The 16,964-nt window shown below is 60.5% G+C and carries 14 protein-coding genes; 4 read left to right on the forward strand and 10 right to left on the reverse strand.

The window, feature by feature from the left end; all coding sequences use genetic code 11:
• Positions 1 to 14: 14 nt before the first annotated feature.
• The 3 genes from EGO55_RS03230 to EGO55_RS03240 are packed head-to-tail and all read right to left on the reverse strand — an operon-like array spanning position 15 to position 5,833.
• Positions 15 to 1,448 (reverse strand): efflux transporter outer membrane subunit, encoded by a 1,434-nt coding sequence (locus EGO55_RS03230; protein WP_021691095.1) that lies wholly within the window; start codon positions 1,446 to 1,448, stop codon positions 15 to 17.
• Positions 1,441 to 4,650 (reverse strand): efflux RND transporter permease subunit, encoded by a 3,210-nt coding sequence (locus EGO55_RS03235; protein ID WP_021691096.1) that lies wholly within the window; start codon positions 4,648 to 4,650, stop codon positions 1,441 to 1,443. The genes EGO55_RS03230 and EGO55_RS03235 overlap by 8 nt, the downstream gene beginning before the upstream one ends.
• Positions 4,651 to 4,663: 13 nt before the next feature.
• The gene (locus EGO55_RS03240; protein WP_210766631.1) at positions 4,664 to 5,833 is read right to left on the reverse strand and encodes an efflux RND transporter periplasmic adaptor subunit; all 1,170 of its coding nucleotides are present in this window, start codon (positions 5,831 to 5,833) and stop codon (positions 4,664 to 4,666) included.
• Positions 5,834 to 5,986: 153 nt separating this feature from the next.
• On the opposite strand from EGO55_RS03240, the gene EGO55_RS03245 reads away from it, so the two are divergent.
• Positions 5,987 to 6,535 (forward strand): TetR/AcrR family transcriptional regulator, encoded by a 549-nt coding sequence (locus EGO55_RS03245; protein WP_021691098.1) that lies wholly within the window; start codon positions 5,987 to 5,989, stop codon positions 6,533 to 6,535.
• 5 nt (positions 6,536 to 6,540) lie between these two features.
• Here EGO55_RS03245 and mdoH read toward each other — a convergent pair whose 3' ends face one another.
• From mdoH to EGO55_RS03270, 5 genes are all read right to left on the reverse strand, one after another.
• A complete protein-coding gene (gene mdoH / locus EGO55_RS03250; protein ID WP_021691099.1) occupies positions 6,541 to 8,355 on the reverse strand; it encodes a glucans biosynthesis glucosyltransferase MdoH in 1,815 nt (604 codons plus the stop codon).
• A complete protein-coding gene (locus EGO55_RS03255) occupies positions 8,352 to 9,848 on the reverse strand; it encodes an OpgD/OpgG family glucan biosynthesis protein (protein WP_021691100.1) in 1,497 nt (498 codons plus the stop codon). Before EGO55_RS03255 ends, mdoH begins: the two co-directional genes overlap by 4 nt.
• Before the next feature lie 66 nt (positions 9,849 to 9,914).
• A complete protein-coding gene (locus EGO55_RS03260; RefSeq protein ID WP_021691101.1) occupies positions 9,915 to 11,126 on the reverse strand; it encodes an efflux RND transporter periplasmic adaptor subunit in 1,212 nt (403 codons plus the stop codon).
• The gene (locus tag EGO55_RS03265) at positions 11,119 to 12,282 is read right to left on the reverse strand and encodes a TolC family protein (protein ID WP_021691102.1); all 1,164 of its coding nucleotides are present in this window, start codon (positions 12,280 to 12,282) and stop codon (positions 11,119 to 11,121) included. The genes EGO55_RS03260 and EGO55_RS03265 overlap by 8 nt, the downstream gene beginning before the upstream one ends.
• A gap of 206 nt (positions 12,283 to 12,488) precedes the next feature.
• The gene (locus EGO55_RS03270) at positions 12,489 to 12,977 is read right to left on the reverse strand and encodes a hypothetical protein (protein ID WP_124916682.1); all 489 of its coding nucleotides are present in this window, start codon (positions 12,975 to 12,977) and stop codon (positions 12,489 to 12,491) included.
• Positions 12,978 to 13,462: 485 nt separating this feature from the next.
• Here EGO55_RS03270 and EGO55_RS03275 point away from each other — a divergent pair, with 485 nt between their 5' ends.
• The 3 genes from EGO55_RS03275 to EGO55_RS03285 are packed head-to-tail and all read left to right on the forward strand — an operon-like array spanning position 13,463 to position 15,711.
• Complete coding sequence (locus tag EGO55_RS03275) at positions 13,463 to 14,824, forward strand: cytochrome P450 (protein WP_021691104.1); 1,362 nt, start codon at positions 13,463 to 13,465, stop codon at positions 14,822 to 14,824.
• Complete coding sequence (locus EGO55_RS03280) at positions 14,821 to 15,063, forward strand: ferredoxin (protein ID WP_021691105.1); 243 nt, start codon at positions 14,821 to 14,823, stop codon at positions 15,061 to 15,063. The genes EGO55_RS03275 and EGO55_RS03280 overlap by 4 nt, the downstream gene beginning before the upstream one ends.
• Positions 15,064 to 15,087: 24 nt before the next feature.
• Positions 15,088 to 15,711: a TetR/AcrR family transcriptional regulator gene (locus EGO55_RS03285; protein WP_021691106.1), complete on the forward strand. Its 624-nt coding sequence runs from the start codon at positions 15,088 to 15,090 to the stop codon at positions 15,709 to 15,711.
• Between the two features lie 7 nt (positions 15,712 to 15,718).
• Here the strand turns inward: EGO55_RS03285 and EGO55_RS03290 are convergent, their stop codons facing one another.
• Together EGO55_RS03290 and EGO55_RS03295 are read right to left on the reverse strand one after the other, a co-directional pair.
• Positions 15,719 to 16,327, reverse strand: a complete 609-nt coding sequence (locus tag EGO55_RS03290) for a DUF4126 domain-containing protein (protein ID WP_040716781.1) — start codon at positions 16,325 to 16,327, stop codon at positions 15,719 to 15,721.
• A 253-nt stretch (positions 16,328 to 16,580) separates the two neighbouring features.
• Complete coding sequence (locus EGO55_RS03295) at positions 16,581 to 16,964, reverse strand: DUF779 domain-containing protein (protein ID WP_021691108.1); 384 nt, start codon at positions 16,962 to 16,964, stop codon at positions 16,581 to 16,583.

The following is a 16,964-nucleotide window of genomic DNA, read 5'->3' on the forward strand; positions in this document are numbered from 1 at the left end:
GTGGGCGGCGCGGGCTATTCCGTCTTCAGCCCGCCGCCCAGAGCCGTGTAAAGCGATACCCCGTTCTGAAGTTCCGTTGCACGCAGACGGATCAGTTGCTGTTCTGCGGAAAACAGATTGCGTTCCGCATCCAGCACTTCGAGATAGATCGAAATCCCGTTTTCATATCGCAACATCGCCGTTTCAGCGAGGCGCCGCTGTGCGGCAACCGCCTGTTCCTGCGCCCGAATCTGTTCGCGATAGCGCTGCCGCCCGACGAGGGCGTCCGACACTTCGCGGAACGCATTCTGCACCGTGCTCTGATAGGTGGCGACCATTTCATCACGCTGCGCTTCCGACAATCGGAGCGATGACTTGCGCTTGCCCCAGTCGAAAATCGGCAGATCCACCGCACCGCCAAACGACCAGGTATCGTTACCGCCCTTGAACAGACTGTCCAGTTGCGGCGAAATGAAACCGAGCGCGCCCGTCAGCGAAATGCGCGGGAAGAATGCGGCGCGCGCCGCGCCGATATTGGCATTGGCGGCATAGAGCTGTTGTTCCGCCGCGAGAATATCCGGACGATTGGCCAGCAATGCCGAAGGGAGCCCCGGATCAAGCGCCTCGAATTGACCGGCAGTCTGAATCGGCCGCGGTTCGGGCAACGGCCCGGCAATCGGGCCTCCGATCAGCACCAGCAAAAGGTTGCGCTGCTGCTCGGTCGTGCGGCGTAGATCGGCCAGATCGGTTTCGGCCTGCGTCACCAGCAACAAAGACTGATCGTAATCGACCGAGGAGGTGACCCCCGCATCCATGCGCAGTTTGGCGATTTCCAGCCCTTGCCTGCGGCTCGATACCGTGCGTTCGGCCAGCGCGATCCCTTCTTCGCCCGCGCGAATGGCATAATAGGCCGCGGCGACATCGCTGATCAGCGAGAGGCGAAAGGCCCGCTGCGCCTCCACTGTCGCCAGATACTGCCGCCGTGCCGCTTCACTCAGGTTGCGGATACGCCCCCAGAAATCGAGCTCGAACGCGCTGACCGCAATCCCCGCGCGATACTGGCTGTAAGTGATATCGCCATTGCCCGTTCCGCCGGTTCCCAGCGAGTTGACCGGGGCATGGGTGCGGGTAGCGGAGGCATCACCATCCAGTTGCGGCAGACGATCGCTTTCCTGAATACGGAATTGCGCGCGGGCCTGTGCAATCCGCGCCGTGGCTGCTGCAAGATCGCGATTGTTCGCCAAGGCCGCCCCAATATAGGTCTTGAGGCGGGGATCGCCGAAGAAACGCTGCCAGCCGATTTCCGCAGCGGCTTCTCCGCTCACACTATCCTGATCGGCGTAGAGTTCCGGCACCGGCACGGAGGGCTGGATATTTTTCGGCGCCATATTGCAACTGGCCAGCGCCGTTGCTCCCAGCAGGAGGCCAAACCCGTTGCGCAGCGCGGTTCCGTTCATGGCCTCAGACACGCGATGTCTCCCCGTCCGACGGTTTGCCGGATGCGGCGGCTTCCTGCGCCTCCGCCTCCCGGTCTTCGGCTTCATAATCATGATCGCGCGACAGCCACTTGCGCACCACCAGATAGAAGACGGGGGTGAAGAAGACGCCGAAAATGGTGGCGGCGATCATCCCGCCCATCACGCCGGTGCCCACCGCATGGCGGCTGGCCGCACCCGCACCGCTGGCAATCGCCAGCGGCACCATGCCCAGAATGAAGGCCAGACTGGTCATCAGAATAGGCCGCAGGCGCAGACGGGCGGCATTCATGGTCGCCTGGAACGGGGCCACGCCTTCCTCTTCCTGTTCCTTGGCAAATTCCACGATCAGAATCGCGTTCTTGGCGGCCAGACCTATGATCGTAATCAGCCCAACGTTGAAATAGACGTCGGCCGACAATCCACGCAGCATCGTAAACAGCACGGCGCCCAGAACCCCGAACGGCACCACCAGCAACACCGCCAAGGGTATGGACACGCTTTCATATAGCGCGGCAAGCAGCAGAAACACGATAATCACCGAAAGGCCGAGCAAAAGCCCGATCTGGCTACCAGCCAGCTTCTCCTCATAGGCGGTTCCGGTCCACTCGTAGGCGAGATTGCCTGTCAGCACCTTGTCGGCAATCCGCTCCATCTCGGTCAGGGCGGCCCCGCTCGATTTGCCCGGCGCGGCCTGCCCCGAAATCGTGAGCGAGGGATAGCCATTATACCGTTCGAGCTGCTGCGGACCCGATGTCCATTTCACCTCGGTAAAGGCGGAAAACGGCACCATGTCGCCGACATTGTTACGCACACGCAAGGCGAGAATATCGGCAGGGCGCATACGCTGGGTGGCATCGGCCTGAAGATAGACGCGCAGAACCGTCCCTTCGTGCACGAAATCGTTGGCATAGACCGAACCGAAGCCGATCCCCAATGTCTGGTTCACATCGCCAATCTGCAAACCCAGCGCGCGCGCCTTTATCCGATCGATATCGACGAACAGCTGCGGCGCAGGCGGCAGGCCTTCCGGCCGCACGGTCGCGAACATGTCGCTCTTGGACGCTTCGGCAAGAATTTGCTGCGCGGCGGCGGACAGCACTTCGCCACCCTGCCCGCTGCGATCCTCAAGCTTCATGGTGAAACCGGTGGCATTGCCCAGAGCCAGGATCGGCGGCGGGTCGAGTGCGAAAATCTGCGCACCCGTGATGCCCTGAAAGGCCGCGTTGGCCCGCGCCACCAGATTGCTGGCGGAATGGTCCGACCCGCTGCGTTCGCCCCAGGGTTGCAGATCGATAAAGGTATGTGCGGCCGACTGCCCTTGCCCGAAGAAACTGAAACCGCTGAGAGTCACGACATTGCGCACTTCCGGTTGTTTCTTGAGGAAAGCTTCGGCCTGCACGACGGCTTCCTGCGTCCGCTGCATGGTCGCCCCCGGCGGCGCGATATACGATGCAAAGAAATAGCCCTGATCTTCTGTCGGCAGGAAACCACCGGGCAACCGTGTGAACAACAGCAGCGTCACCACGCACATCGTGCCAAACACCAGCAGCCAGCGTTTGGGCGCGACAAGCATCTTGCCCACCTGCCCCGAATAACGGCCGGTCAATCTTTCGAAATGGTCGTTGAACCAGCGGAAAAAGCGCGCAGGCGCACCACGCAGGCCTTCAGCCGGTTCACCCGGCTCCTTGTGTTCGTGCGGCTTTAGCAGCGTCGCGCAAAGCGCAGGTGTCAGCGTCAGCGCCAGCACGGCGGAGAAGAAGATCGAGATCGCCAGCGTGACCGAAAACTGCCGGTAGATGCCCCCGGTCGATCCCGGAAAGAACGCCATCGGAATAAACACCGCGACCAGCACCAGCGTGATCCCGATGATCGCCCCGGTAATCTGCCCCATCGCCTTCACGGTGGCGCGACGCGGATTAAGCCCTTCCTCGCGCATGATCCGTTCGACGTTCTCGACCACCACGATCGCATCATCGACCAGAATACCGATCGCCACCACCATCGCGAACAGCGACAGCACGTTGATCGAATAGCCGAACAGATAAAGCCCGAGACACGACCCGGCGAGCGCGATCGGCACGACCACTGCGGGGATAAGCGTCGCCCGCCAGTTCTGCAGAAACAGAAACATGACAAGAAACACCAGGATCATGGCCTCGATCAGGGTGGTGATCACACTGTCCACCGACGCCGTGATGAACGGTGTGGTATCGTATGGGATCGACCAACTGAGATCTTCCGGAAAGGTCTTTTCCAGTTCGGCCATCCGCGCCCTGACGCCTTCGGCCGTGCCCAGAGCATTGGCGCCGCTGGCAAGTTCAATCGCCATGCCCGTGGTGGCCTTGCCGTTCAGCTTGACGCTGAAGCCGTAGCTATCCTGCCCCAGTTCCACCCGCGCCACATCGCCCAGACGGACAGTCGAACCGTCCGGGTTGGAACGGACAATGATCTGCCGGAACTGTTCGGGAGTCGAGAAGCGGTTCTGAGTGACAATCTTGGCGTTGAATTCCGTCCCGGGCGCAAGCGGCTGTTCGCCAAGCCCGCCTCCAGCGGTCTGGCTGTTCTGTTCCTGCACGGCCTTCAGTGCCTCGGCCGCGGAAATGCCGTATCCCGCCAGTTTCTGTTCATCCAGCCAGATGCGCATGGCATAAGGCGAACCGAACAGGCGGACATCGCCCACGCCCTGTACGCGCCGCAGTTCATCCACGATATTGGCGGAGGCATAATTGCCCATTTCCAGCGCGCTGAGCGTACTGCCCTTGGATTCCAGCGCGATGAGCATCAGGAACCCGGAACTGGACTTGGTTACGGTCACGCCACGCTGACGCACCTCCTGCGGCAAACGGGGTTCGACCCGGCTCAGCCGATCCTGCACCTGGCTGCGCGCCACATCGAGATCAGTGCCCGGCTGGAATGTGATGGTGATCGACGCCGTGCCATTCGAACGGCTGGTCGATGACATGTAAAGGAAATGCTCAACCCCGCTGATTTCCTTCTCGATTATCGAGGTAACCGTGCGATCGAGCGTCCCCGCGTCGGCGCCGTCATACGTCGCGGAAAGATTGAGGGCCGGCGGCGCAACGGACGGGTATTGTTCGATCGGCAGCATGCGCAGGCCAATGATGCCGAACAGGGCAACGAAAATTGCGATAACCCAGGCGAATACCGGGTGATAGACGAAGAAGCGCTTCATCGGGAAACCCCCTTCACTTCTTCACCGGGGTCGATTGCGCGCTTTTTGCGCCCTTGGTTCGGGGCGTAACCTTCTGGCCCGGCTGCACCTTGGTCCAGCCATCCACGATCAGCGTTTCACCCGGACGCAAGCCGGAACGGATGACCCATTTGCCAGCGCTCTGCCCGCCAAGCGTCACCGTGCGCCGGATAACTGTGTTGTCCTTGCCCAGCACCATCACGCTGGCCTGATCGCTCTGTATCTGGACCGCGCGTTGCGGAACACTGACCCCATTACGCACCACGCCGGCCACGATCCGCCCACGCACGAACTGGCCGGGCAGCAACAGTCGCTCCGGGTTGGGGAACTGGGCGCGCAAGGTCTGGCTGCCGGTGGAGGGATCGACGGTCTGATCTGCGAAATCCAGAAATCCGACCGGCCCGTATTCCTGCCCGTTTTCAAGCACGAGCCGGACTTCGATCGCGCCCAGATTGGGCAGGCGGATATCGCCGGAACTGACCTGTTCCTGCAAGTTCAGCAATTGCGCGCTCGATTCCGTGAATGTCGCATAGATCGGGGAAAGCTGGTTGATCTGTGTCAGCAAGGTCGCCGAACTCGCGCTGACCAGCGCACCTTCGGTCACCTGCGCCTTGCCCACCCGCCCGGCAATCGGCGCCCGCACAGTAGTATAGCCCAGTTCCAGTTTCGCCCGATCAAGCGCCGCACGGGCATCAGCCACGGCCGCATCCGCCTGCCGTGCATCGGACAGGGCGGCATCGTATTCCTGTGCGCTCACCGCCTTTCGGCTCACCAGCGGCTGATAGCGCGTCACAATCGAACGGGCATTGGCCTGTGCCGCCTGCGCACGCGAAAGCGCGGCCTGCGCCTGCGCCAGTTGGGCCTGCTTGTCGCGGGGATCGATCAGGAACAGGGGGGCGCCCTCGGGCACGTCGGACCCTTCCTTGTAAAGGCGCCGTTCCACGATACCATCCACCCGCGCGCGCACTTCGGCGGTGCGCACCGCTTCTATGCGGCCCGGCAGTTCGGTAATATTCGGGACATCCCCACCAACAACCTTGATAACATCGACAGCAATAGGCGGCGGCGCGGGCATTTCCGGTTCGCCGCACGAAGCGATCATCAACACCACGGGCAACGCGAGCAACCGCAAACGGCCCATGAACGGGTGAGGTGGGTTTTCCAAAATGTCGCTCCGCAGTATCACGCCGCTCATAACACAACACCCGATGCATTGTGTGGGTTCCAGCATGGGTAAATCCGAATCAAGACTGGACAACGCCAACAAAACCGGACAACGATGTCCGCTTAATAGATAAGGGCATCATGGCGGTCAAGCATGAGAAAAGATGCACTGGAGAGACGGGAAAAACTTATCGCTGTCGCAGCGGAGTTGTTTGAAAACGAAGGGTATGATGTCCCCTTGGAACTGATCGCCGAACGGGCGGGAATTGGCCGTGGCACGCTGTACCGGAATTTCCGCGATCGCAACGCGCTGGTCCTCGAAATCCTGAAAATGCGCATCAACCAGATTGCCGAGGAAATTGAGCGCAACAAGGACGATATGCACGCCTTCTTCCGCTTTCTGGCGCATATCGGCCTTCTATCGGCCAAGTACGTCAAAGGTCGGCAAAGTGTCGAAAACGACCCGTCGCTGGCCGAACAACGCGAAGAATTGAAGGAACGCGCCGATGCAGTCACCACCATGGCGCTGGAACGCGGCAAGGCAACCGGCCAGATCCGTGACGACCTGACACTGTCGGACGTCTATTATCTCGCCCGCATGCTTGAAAGCACAGTCCTTGCGACCGCTGCAGAAGAACGCGAGGCGGTGATGACACGCATGTTTACGATACTGGTCGAAGGCATCGGTCCCCGACCAGCCTGATCATGTCAGACGGTCAGGAAACGCCGTTCCCGCCCCGCGTCGGTGATAGTCGGCTCGGGGACGCAAAACAGCGTGCGCTGCGACGAACGCCGCGCCCCTCCGACACGCGATGTATACGCGACAAGCCACGGCGATGTGAGCAGACCGAGCGTTAGCGGGGACAGCCACAGCGCGGTTACCGGATCGACCAGCGCCACGGCGGCAAACAGCAGCCCCAGCGCGATATGTTCCTTGAGATTGGGCAGGACATCGCGAACGCGCAATTCCTGCGCTTCGCGCGTCTGGGTATTCCAGCCGGATTCCTTGCCCAGCAACATCCGGACCAGCGCGCGTGTCTGATTGACCATCGTCACCGGCGCGAGCAGCATGGCCAAAGGAATCTCCAGCAGGGTGCTTTTGAGGATTACCCACACACCCCCGAAATCACGACGGCGCTCACCATCCATCAGCACCCACAGGATACCCAGCAGCTTGGATCCGAACAACAGCAGGACCGTCAGCCACAACACGCTGGGCGGCGTTGTTTGCGTGATTGGCGCGGCATCGGATGCCAGTGCCTGCACGATGGATGCGATAATCAGCAACAACCACGCTGGCGAGGTCAGGAATGCCGAGGCCCCGATCAGGAGATGAAGCCGGCTCGCCCAATGAAGGCCCGGTGCCGCCAGCAGGCGCAGATGCTGAAGATTGCCTTGCATCCATCGCCGGTCACGAATGGCAAAATCGACGATTGTCGGCGGAAACTCTTCATAGCTGCCCCGGATCAGGACCATGTGAACCGCCCACCCGCGCCTGCGCAACAGGGCGGATTCGACCATATCGTGGCTGAGGATATGCCCCCCAAACGGCGGCTTCCCGCCCAATTCAGGCAGCCCGCAACTTTCTGCAAAGGCACGGACCCGGACAATCGCGTTATGCCCCCAGAAATTGGCTTCCGAACCGGACCACCATTGCAACCCGGCAGAGGCAATCGGGCCATAGGCATAGCCTGCGAACTGCTGCCAGCGCTGGAACAGCGTCGTTGCGTTGATCATCATCGGCACGGTTTGCAGCAGCCCGATTGAAGGGCGCTGCTCCATGATGGCAGCAAGGCCGAGGATCGAATCCCCGCTCATCATGCTATCCGCATCGAGAATGATCATGTTTTCATAGGCGGCGCCGAACCGTTGCAGCCATTCTGCAACGTTACCCGGCTTGCGCGCGGTGTTTTCTGCCCGCCGTCTGTAATAGACCGGGATCGGCGCGCTGGCCGCAACCCGTTGCCAGGCCTCCAACTCCAGTGCGCCATGATCCGGGCGGGAATCGCTCAACACGAAGAAATCCACCAGTTCCCCCATGCCCGCCTTGCCGATCGAGGCAGCCATCGCTTCCACCCGTGCGAACACGGCGGAGACATCCTCGTTGTACACCGGCATCAGCACCGCGGTGCGCTGGGTCAGGCGGCAGGCCGAACTGGTAATCGATGCAAATCCCGGATGCGCGCCACTGGCCAGCATGGCAAAGCCGATGCAGGAACTCACGAAACCCAGCGCAATCCAGCAGAACAAGGGCACAAACAGGGCCAGCAGCGCCGTTTCGAATATGTCGAGGCCATCGTGCGAAAACGAGAAGCGCATTTCCGTGGACCCGGCCATGCCAAGCACGGCCGTCGCCGCAATCAGCAGCAGACGCTTGGCCAACAGATCGTGGGGCGCTGTCGCCACCTCGATCGAGCCGGGCGGATTGCCCTCCAGACGCTGCACCGTCATCTCCAACGGCGCCTCGTCGGGAAGTTGCCTGATCGCGCCAGAGGGCATGAAGGGTTCCGACAGACTGCTCATGAAAGCTCCAGCGGCTGAATGACCGTCTCACTCAGCGCATCGTTGCCACGGCGTAGATAAATCCGGAATTCGCGCATGCCCGCCTGTGCGGTTTTCACATCGATCATGGCGCGCCAGCGATTGTCCTGCCCGACCACCGGATAGGCAGCCGCATGCATCAGGGCGCCATCGGGCAGATTGGTGACCGCGACAACACCACTGTCGCGGGTCAGCCCCGCAAGATTCTTTCCTTCGAAATCGAAAACGTATTTCTGCGCCCCGGCCACAGGCGGCGCACCCGGAATACCCGCTGCACCGGCAAACCTGTCAACCAGCTGCGCAATGCCTGCCCCGGTCGGATCGGCACTCGTCCAGCGCAGACGATAGGCGCGCTCCAGCCTTTGCCCCTTGCGCAGCGGCTGTGCCCCCACCCAGAATGCCCCGATATTGTCGATTGTCTCGCTGCTGGTCGGCATCTCGTAAAGCATCACCGCGCCCGCACCCCAGTCTCCCTGCGGTTCGACCCACAGGTTCGGTCGGCGATCATAGAATGCGCTATCATCCTGATAACTGGCGAAATTGCGATCGCGCTGCAGCAGGCCAAAGCCCCGCATCCCGGCGGCTTCGAACGCATTGACCTGCGCGCCCGGCGGATTGACCAGCGGACGCCATACCCGCTCGCCATTGGCGAGATCGAGTGCCAGGCCATCGGAATCGTGGATTTCCGGACGCCAGTCGGGCTGCTTTTCACGATGCCCCTGGTCGTACCAGAACATGCTGGTGATCGGGACGAGACCGAGGCGTTCGATATCCTGCCGGGCAAACAGCGCGATCCTGATCTGTTGTTCCACACCGCCAGCATCCAGCGTGCTGTCGCACGAGAACGCGCCGCTCACGCTTGGCCCGTCAAGCAGGGCATAAATGCGATAGTGCGCCGGACCAAGCTGCTCGATCCAGAACTGCGTGAATGCCGGGAACTCTTCCCGCGTTTGCAACCCGATATTGACTGCCACAGCCCGCGCCGACAGCCCATACTGCCCCGAAGCCCCGGACGAACGGAAATAGGACGCGCCGAGGAATGCCAGCCAGTCCCGCTCCGCCTCGCCCTGAGAAAGATCCTGCATGATGCGAAATCCGGCAACATCGGCGGCCTGCCCATCCACAAACAGCCCGGTGCTATCCACAAGCAGCCGGGCCTTGCCCTGCGACAGGATATGGATGGCGACAGGATGTGACGCGACATCGCGGGTCGTGGGGAACAGGCGGATATTGCCAGCAATGCGTTCCGCCTTGCCGTAAGTCAGCCTGACCGCCGCATCGTAGTTTTCTGCGGGCCGTTGCGACAACGCGGGCGCGCGATACGACTGCGCGGCGAGCGTCCGGGCCTGTCGGACAAGCCAGTCCCACGAAAAATCCTGCGCAGGGCCGAACCTATCCGCGGCGCGCAGCACCGGGGGGAAAACGATGGCCCCGGCAAGCGTGGCAAAGGCCCCGCAAACCGCGCGACGGCTCATGTGATTGCGATCTGCCAGCGTACTCGTCCTTCGCGCGACTTGTTATTGCACGATCCTGCCGGTGCGTCAGTCTGCCGGCCCATCCTGCACGGGTGAAACACGCCAGCCAACCGCAACAAGATCGCCATCCTTCAAGGCGTTCGAATGCACTTGCGTGCGCACGCCATCGGTAGAGCCTGCCGATACGGCAACCGGATCGATGCCGCCATCGCCGTTTATCGTATATATCGTCTCTTGTCCGTCATTCCGCTCAGACGGGGCACGCTTCGTCGCGGGTTCGAAATGAAACGCCGAATTGGGTACAAGCAAAACATTGTTACGCGATCGCAGGCCAATCTCCACTGTCCCGCGCATGCCGCGCCGCAGGCGCTTCTCGCGGTTGATCACCATCAGCGTCACCCGGAAAGCCGACGATCCACCCGACGGCACGGTCGCAATATCGTGAACCCATGCTTCAAACCGCCGTTCAGGCATACTGCTCGCAGTCAACCGGGCGCGCGTCCCGCGGCGGAGGTCCGCGATCATCGCCTGGGGAACCATAACATCGATGCGCATACGCTCGACATTGGGGGAAACGACGAACAGCGTTCGGCCCGGTTCTGCCACCAGTTCACCTGACCGAACTGCATCGCCCACCACAAACCCATCGATTGGCGAACGGATGACGGTGCGCGAAAGATCGCGGCCCGCCGCAGATGAACGCGCCTCTGCCTCCGCCAGCCGGGCACGCGCCCCGTCAAGATCAGCCTCCCGGGCACGAGCATCGGACCGTGCCTCGTCAAGTTCCTGCCGGGAGGGCACCCGGCCTTTGGAACGGCGGTAGACATCTTCAATTCTGGCCAGTTTTGCATCCGCCTGCGCACGCGATGCGCTGGCGCTTTTGATGTCCGCACGCGCCGCTGTTATCGCGGCCTGCCCCTCCTGAAAGACAAGGCGCGTATCGGAGGCATCAATCCGGGCAAGTGCCTGCCCCTGCTCGACACGGGCGCCCTCGGTTACCAGCACCTGAGCGACTGTCCCTGCGAAAGGCATGCCGATATCAACGGTGTCAGCGGAATAGATTTCCCCGCCCAGCATCAGCCGGGGTTCGAGATTCCCACGCGTGACCCGTTCTGAAATGTAGGAACTGTCGTGGCCGGTCAGAAAACGCAGCAGCAGCACGGCCAGTGCGACGAATGCCGCCATCACGACTATCCACATGATCCGGCGCTGGCGTGCGCTGGACGGCCGCCCCGATATCAGATCCTCCAGCGGCGAACTGTCCGCCGGATCATTCATCGCTGCCAACCACCGGCTGTGCGGGCCCAGATTGCGGATAATCCAGCGTCCACCCGCCACCAAGCGCCGAATAATACCCGATCACGGCATCAATCCAGGTCCGCTGCGCCAGAACCAGGCCCTGGCGCACATCGAGCAACGCGCTCTCGGCGACATAGACCGAGACGAAGCGATCAAGCCCGCTGTTATAAGCAAGGCGTGTGTCGCCCAGTGCCGTCTGTGCACTGAGCACCGCGCTTTCCAGCGTCTTTACCCGCACTTGCGCGGCATCGACCGTCTCACGCGCGGCGGTCACTTCCGCCTGCGCGCCCTGCAAGGCACGCCGATAGGCCGCAAGCGCATGGGCCGCCGTTCCATTCGGCACATCATGCGTTGCGGAATCAGCCAGAACCGCATCGATATCTGCCTGCAAAGCGCCACCGCGCAGCAGCGCGGCTTCGGTTTGCTGTTTCAAGGCCAGCAAATCCGCCCGGCGCGCGAAAATATCGCCAGCCTGCCCGGCGGTCGGCACATAGACATCCACAGGAAAGCCGCTGACCTTGCTCAAATCGACCCGCAGCGATCGAGCATCGACCCCGGTCATTTCCGCAAGCGCAGTCAAATTCCTTGCCAGCCCACTTTCCGCATCACCGATCAACGCGGCCGTGGACGCGTTTTGCGATCGGGCCAGATTGGCGTCATAGGCAGGCACCTGGCCCGCTCTGAAGCGAGAACTGGCGATCTGAATGTTTGCCTTCTGGCTGGTCGAACATTCCTCCAGCGCCGCAATGCGATGCTGATCGGCCAGCACAGTGAAATAGGCGCGCGCAATCTGATCCGCCTTTTTCGCCTGATGCTGGGCCTGCACATAGATATCCGCTTTGCGTTCGGCGGCCAGTGCCAGCCCTTCCCGCTTCCGGGAAAAAACCTTCCGGCCTCCCTTATCGGGCCCATGGCCATCATCCGCTTTTGCCGCGGCCGCATCGGCAGCCAATCCGGCATCGACCAGCCGGATCAACAGCGGGTCGTTCAGGCTGGTCCACCACCGGCGCAACCATGCGGTTCCGTCCACACGGATCACGGCATCGTCGCTCGCCACAGGTGCAATCGCGGATGCGGGGCCCGGGGTCTGACGCGCGGCGAGAGGCACGCTCGTGGCAGCGACCACAACTGCCATCAGGGGCCACGCCCCAAGTCTATGCAAAACAGCCAATGCCACCGGCGCCCGATAGCAGCGTCGTGGCATTAGCCAATATCCCAATTCGTGCGTTCTCCCGCATCGGCACGGTTGATCGGACGTAACACACGGCCTGCGCCGGGTTCACTGGCATCAATTGCACGCAATCACCTGCAACAGCGCTTCCCCCTGCCCCGCAGCAAGGCTCACACAGATTCTGCCGAATCAATAACCTGATCGAGTTGCATGGCGGTGTCAGCAAAATGCCTTTCCATCGCGAGATAGGTATCCTGCGCCAATCGAATATATGTGACGCGGCCATCGTGGCGCGCGCGCATGCGCAGAATATGTCCGCGCTTTTCCAGCAGGGCAATGTATCGCAGGGCAGTCGTCGGTGATGCTACGGCAGCCTCGCACAGGTTTGTCACGGAAACCTGCCTTCCGCGCCGTGCGTTGATGAACAGATCGAGCATCATGTCCCATGCAGGTTCGCCGAACATGTCCCGGGGGAAATGGCCATCGCGTTGCCGGCGTGAACGGTAATGGCTGATCGCAACAGCCAGAACCCGATCCCCACGCACGTTGAGCGCGGTTCCAATATCGTAATCGGCATTTAATCTGTCTGACCAGCGCAGCAACCGCTCAGCCATTTCCTGCAATTCGGCGACAGTCGGTTCGCCAACAGATGAATTCACCGCCCCAAGCCCCACACCGCAAAACACAACCAGAAATCACGAAATATTAAAATACGTCATTCCCAATAACTTTCAGGACATAAAACATCCAATTCTTCATATAATCGACATATATTGAAAAATATAATCAGAAATTTCAAGTGTTTAAAATTTTCATACAAAACAATGATTTTACTAATACCGTATTCAAAAAAATGACCACCTGTACAAACTGTCAGTCCGCAATCACAGACCTTCATTAATTCCACATTTCCGACAAACCTAGCCCCACGACCCCCCAATGACTTCCCGATAACTTTCCGGAAAAGTTCATGAAATTCGCCACTTCGCGAGGGATGGACCGAGGGTAAAAAACATTTCACATGAAATCTTTTTTACCCTATCCTCCCGTCAGCATCAAAATGACTCGCCCCCCCTGCACCGTTCGCGCGGCGTTCCGGGCACAACAGGGCATACATTGGCGCAAGCATCGGAGAGGAATACACATGACGGATAGCGCTGTTCAGGAAACACCGACTCTCGCACCACCTATGATCAGCGGAGCGAAGCCGGATACCGGGCATTTTGAAGAATTCTGCCTAAATCCAGCCCCTTTCCTCATGCGCTGCCACGAAGAATGCGGAGAAGTGTCGTCGTTCGATCTGGCGGGATTGAAAACAACGCTTCTGGTTGGCGAAGAAGCGCACGAAGCCGTCTATCGCGCGCCCGATTCCCAGTTGAGCGCCGCCCAGGCATATCAATTGATGGTTCCGGTGTTCGGGCAAGGCATCCAATATGGTGCGCCACCAGCGATCGAGAGGCAGCAACTCAAAATCCAGGCCGCCGGATTGCGGCATGACCGAATGGTTCTCTACGCACCGATCATCGCCAAGGAAGTGCGCGAATGGATTGCGGACTGGCCCGATCAGGGGGAAGACGATTTCTATGAACGCTTCACCGACCTCACTCTGAAAACATCCACACACTGCCTGATGGGTGCCGATTTCCGTGCGACCATGGGCGACGAATTCCGCGGCCTCTATCACGATCTCGAAATGTCCGTGGACCCGGCCGGACTGGCCGATCCCCATAAACACGGAGCGATGGCCGAGCGGCGGGACATTGCCCGCGCCCGCCTGAGCGAACTGATCGGCGAACGCGTGACGAAACGCAAGGAAGCACTGGCACGCGGGGAAGAGTTCCACGATATGTTCCAGCACTATCTGGATGCGACTTATGCCGATGGCACCGCACTGACCGATCACGAAATCGCTGGCATGGTCGTCTGGTTCATGTTCGCGGGGCACCATACATCGGGCAACACCTCGAGCTGGGTGCTGGTCGAACTCGCCCGCCATCCCGAACTGATGGCCGAAATTGTGGCAGAACTCGACGACTTGCTGGGCGATAGCGATGACGTCACCTTCCAGGCCTTGCGGGAAATGCCGAAGATGGACGCCTTCCTTGATGAAGTGCTGCGCCTCCACGCCCCGCTTGTCACACTAACCCGGCGCGTCATGCATGATTTTCACTACAAGGATTACCTGATCGAGGCGGGCGGCAATGTGATGGTCAGCCCCTATGTCGCGCATCGCCTGCCGGAACTTTATGAAGATCCGCTGGTCTTCAACCCGAAACGCACATTCCCGGATGGCGCTTTCGCATATCTGCCGTTCGGCGGGGGTCGCCACAAATGCGTGGGCAATGCCTTCGCCCTGCTGCAGGTGAAGACAATTTTTGCCTATCTGCTGCGCAAGTTCGAGTTTGAACTGAGCCAGCCTGCGGAATATTATCGCGATATCATGCCGTCGCTGATCCTGCGGCCGAGCGATCCGTGCCGGCTGCGCTTCCGTCGGAGAGTGCGATGACCGGCCCCACGATCGAGGGAAAGTTTCGCATCGAACTCGATTTTGACCTGTGTCAGGGCCACGGTGTCTGCGCGGGCGATGCCCCTGAGATTTTCACAGTGCTGGAAAACAGGCTCGGCTACGCCAAAGTGCGGTTGATCAATCCCGACCCGCCGCCAGAATTGCACAGCGGCTTGCTGAACGCGGTCAAATATTGCCCCAACCGGGTAATTCGCATCGTAAAGGTTGATGATTCCTGACAAGACGGCAATAGCAGCCGCCACATGAGCACAAGCAGCGACAACACAATTGCGCCCATGGGGCGGCAGGCGCAGAAATCACTGCGCACCCGCGAACGCCTTATTGAATCGACCATTACGCTGATCCGGCAAGGTGGCCTCGCCGCCGCCAGCGCCAAACGTATCGCCGATGGTGCAGGCATGACATGGGGCGCGGCACAGCATCATTTCGGTTCGAAAGAGCAGATTCTCGAAGCTATCGTGGCGCGATCCCACGAAAGTTTCGTCAGCCGGTTTGCCGACATGGACGCCAGCCCGCCCGTGGAGGAGCGGATTGAATCCTTTCTCACCCGGATGTGGGCCCATTATCGCAGCGAAGCCTATCTCGCCACAATCGAGATCATCATGGCTGATCGCGGGCCGGAACAGGAAAACATCAGGCTTACCGCGTTCGAATGGCCCAATCCCGATCACGTCGAAATGATGACGCGCATCTTCGGCGATCGGGGCGTTTCACCGGAAGAGCTGCTGGAAGCGTTGATTTTCGTCCATTGCCTGCTCACTGGCCTCGCCATTCAGGAATTGCTCGAGAACGATACCGGCCGTCTTGAAGGGCATCTGCGACGGTGCCAGCGCATGCTGGCATCGATACTGCAGGCCGAGGGCTGACTCCCCCCTATTCCTGACGGGAGACCCCCTCCGACTTGGGGGAAAGCAGCCGCTTCAGGAAACTTCGCAAGATCAGCAGAACCGTGATGCACGCAGCCAGCAGGACCAATGCGATGATCCCCGCCGTCACCGGTTCGGCAAGCGCCAGATAAAGCAGCCCGCCCGTCGCCACATCCTCTCCCGTGGAAACGAGGACATTGCTGACCGGTTCCGGGCTCGTGTTGACCACGGCACGCGTTCCCGCCTTGGCGCTGTGCGACAGCAGAGCCGCACTCCCGCCCAGCAGCAGGCTCAGCACCTGCCAGGTGGTGTCCTGCGGATCGACGATCGCCATGGCCAGCAAGGCCCCGCCAATCGGCCTTACCAGAGTGTGGACCCCATCCCAGATGGAATCGAGCCACGGCAGCTTGTCCGCAAAAAATTCGGCAACCAGGCCCACGAAGGACACGCCCAGCACCCACGGGTTGGCGAGGATGTCCAGCCCGCTGACATGATCGGGCAAATTCAGCCAACCGGTCCGCATCGCCAGCCCGACAGCAAAGGTACACAAATATATGCGCCATCCCGAAAGCAGACTGACACTGCCTGCAACGCCAATCAGTTCGACAATGCCCATATTCAGCATCCCCCGGCATGGTTCCCTAGGAAACCCTGGGACAGAGAAACGCCAAAACCGGAACGTTGCAAGACAATTCCGTCTTTCCGCCCGGCGCTCGCCCCTTTATCCTGTGTAAATAAGCACGAGCTTGCCGATTGTTCCTGATAAACGATCATTTCTTTTACAATGATCGCCCTCCCCTGCACCCGAAAGATGCGGTAATCTTCACAGGAATACCGGATGAATGCGATGGATTATTCTCTTTGACCCCTCAGAGACTGCCCAGCTTCGCCAGTTCTTCACCGGTAAACACACGGCCACGCGTCAGAAACCGCTGCTCCCGTCCATTGTCGAGACTGAACATACCGCCACGTCCAGGCACCACATCGAGGATCAGTTGTGTATGCGCCCATGCCTGCCCCTGTGCCCGGCCGATATAGACGGGGGCATCGCCCACTTCTCCCAACAGGATATCGCTATCGCCGATGCGGAATTCGCCCTGCGGATAACACATGGGTGACGAACCGTCGCAACAGCCGCCCGATTGGTGGAACATGATCGGGCCATATTCACCCTGCAATTCGGCGATCAGTGCCAGTGCGGCCGGGGTGGCGATCACACGCCGGACATTGTCCGCAAACCCGCCCGCCATCAT

Source organism: Caenibius tardaugens NBRC 16725 (genome assembly GCF_003860345.1).
Lineage (GTDB): Bacteria > Pseudomonadota > Alphaproteobacteria > Sphingomonadales > Sphingomonadaceae > Caenibius > Caenibius tardaugens.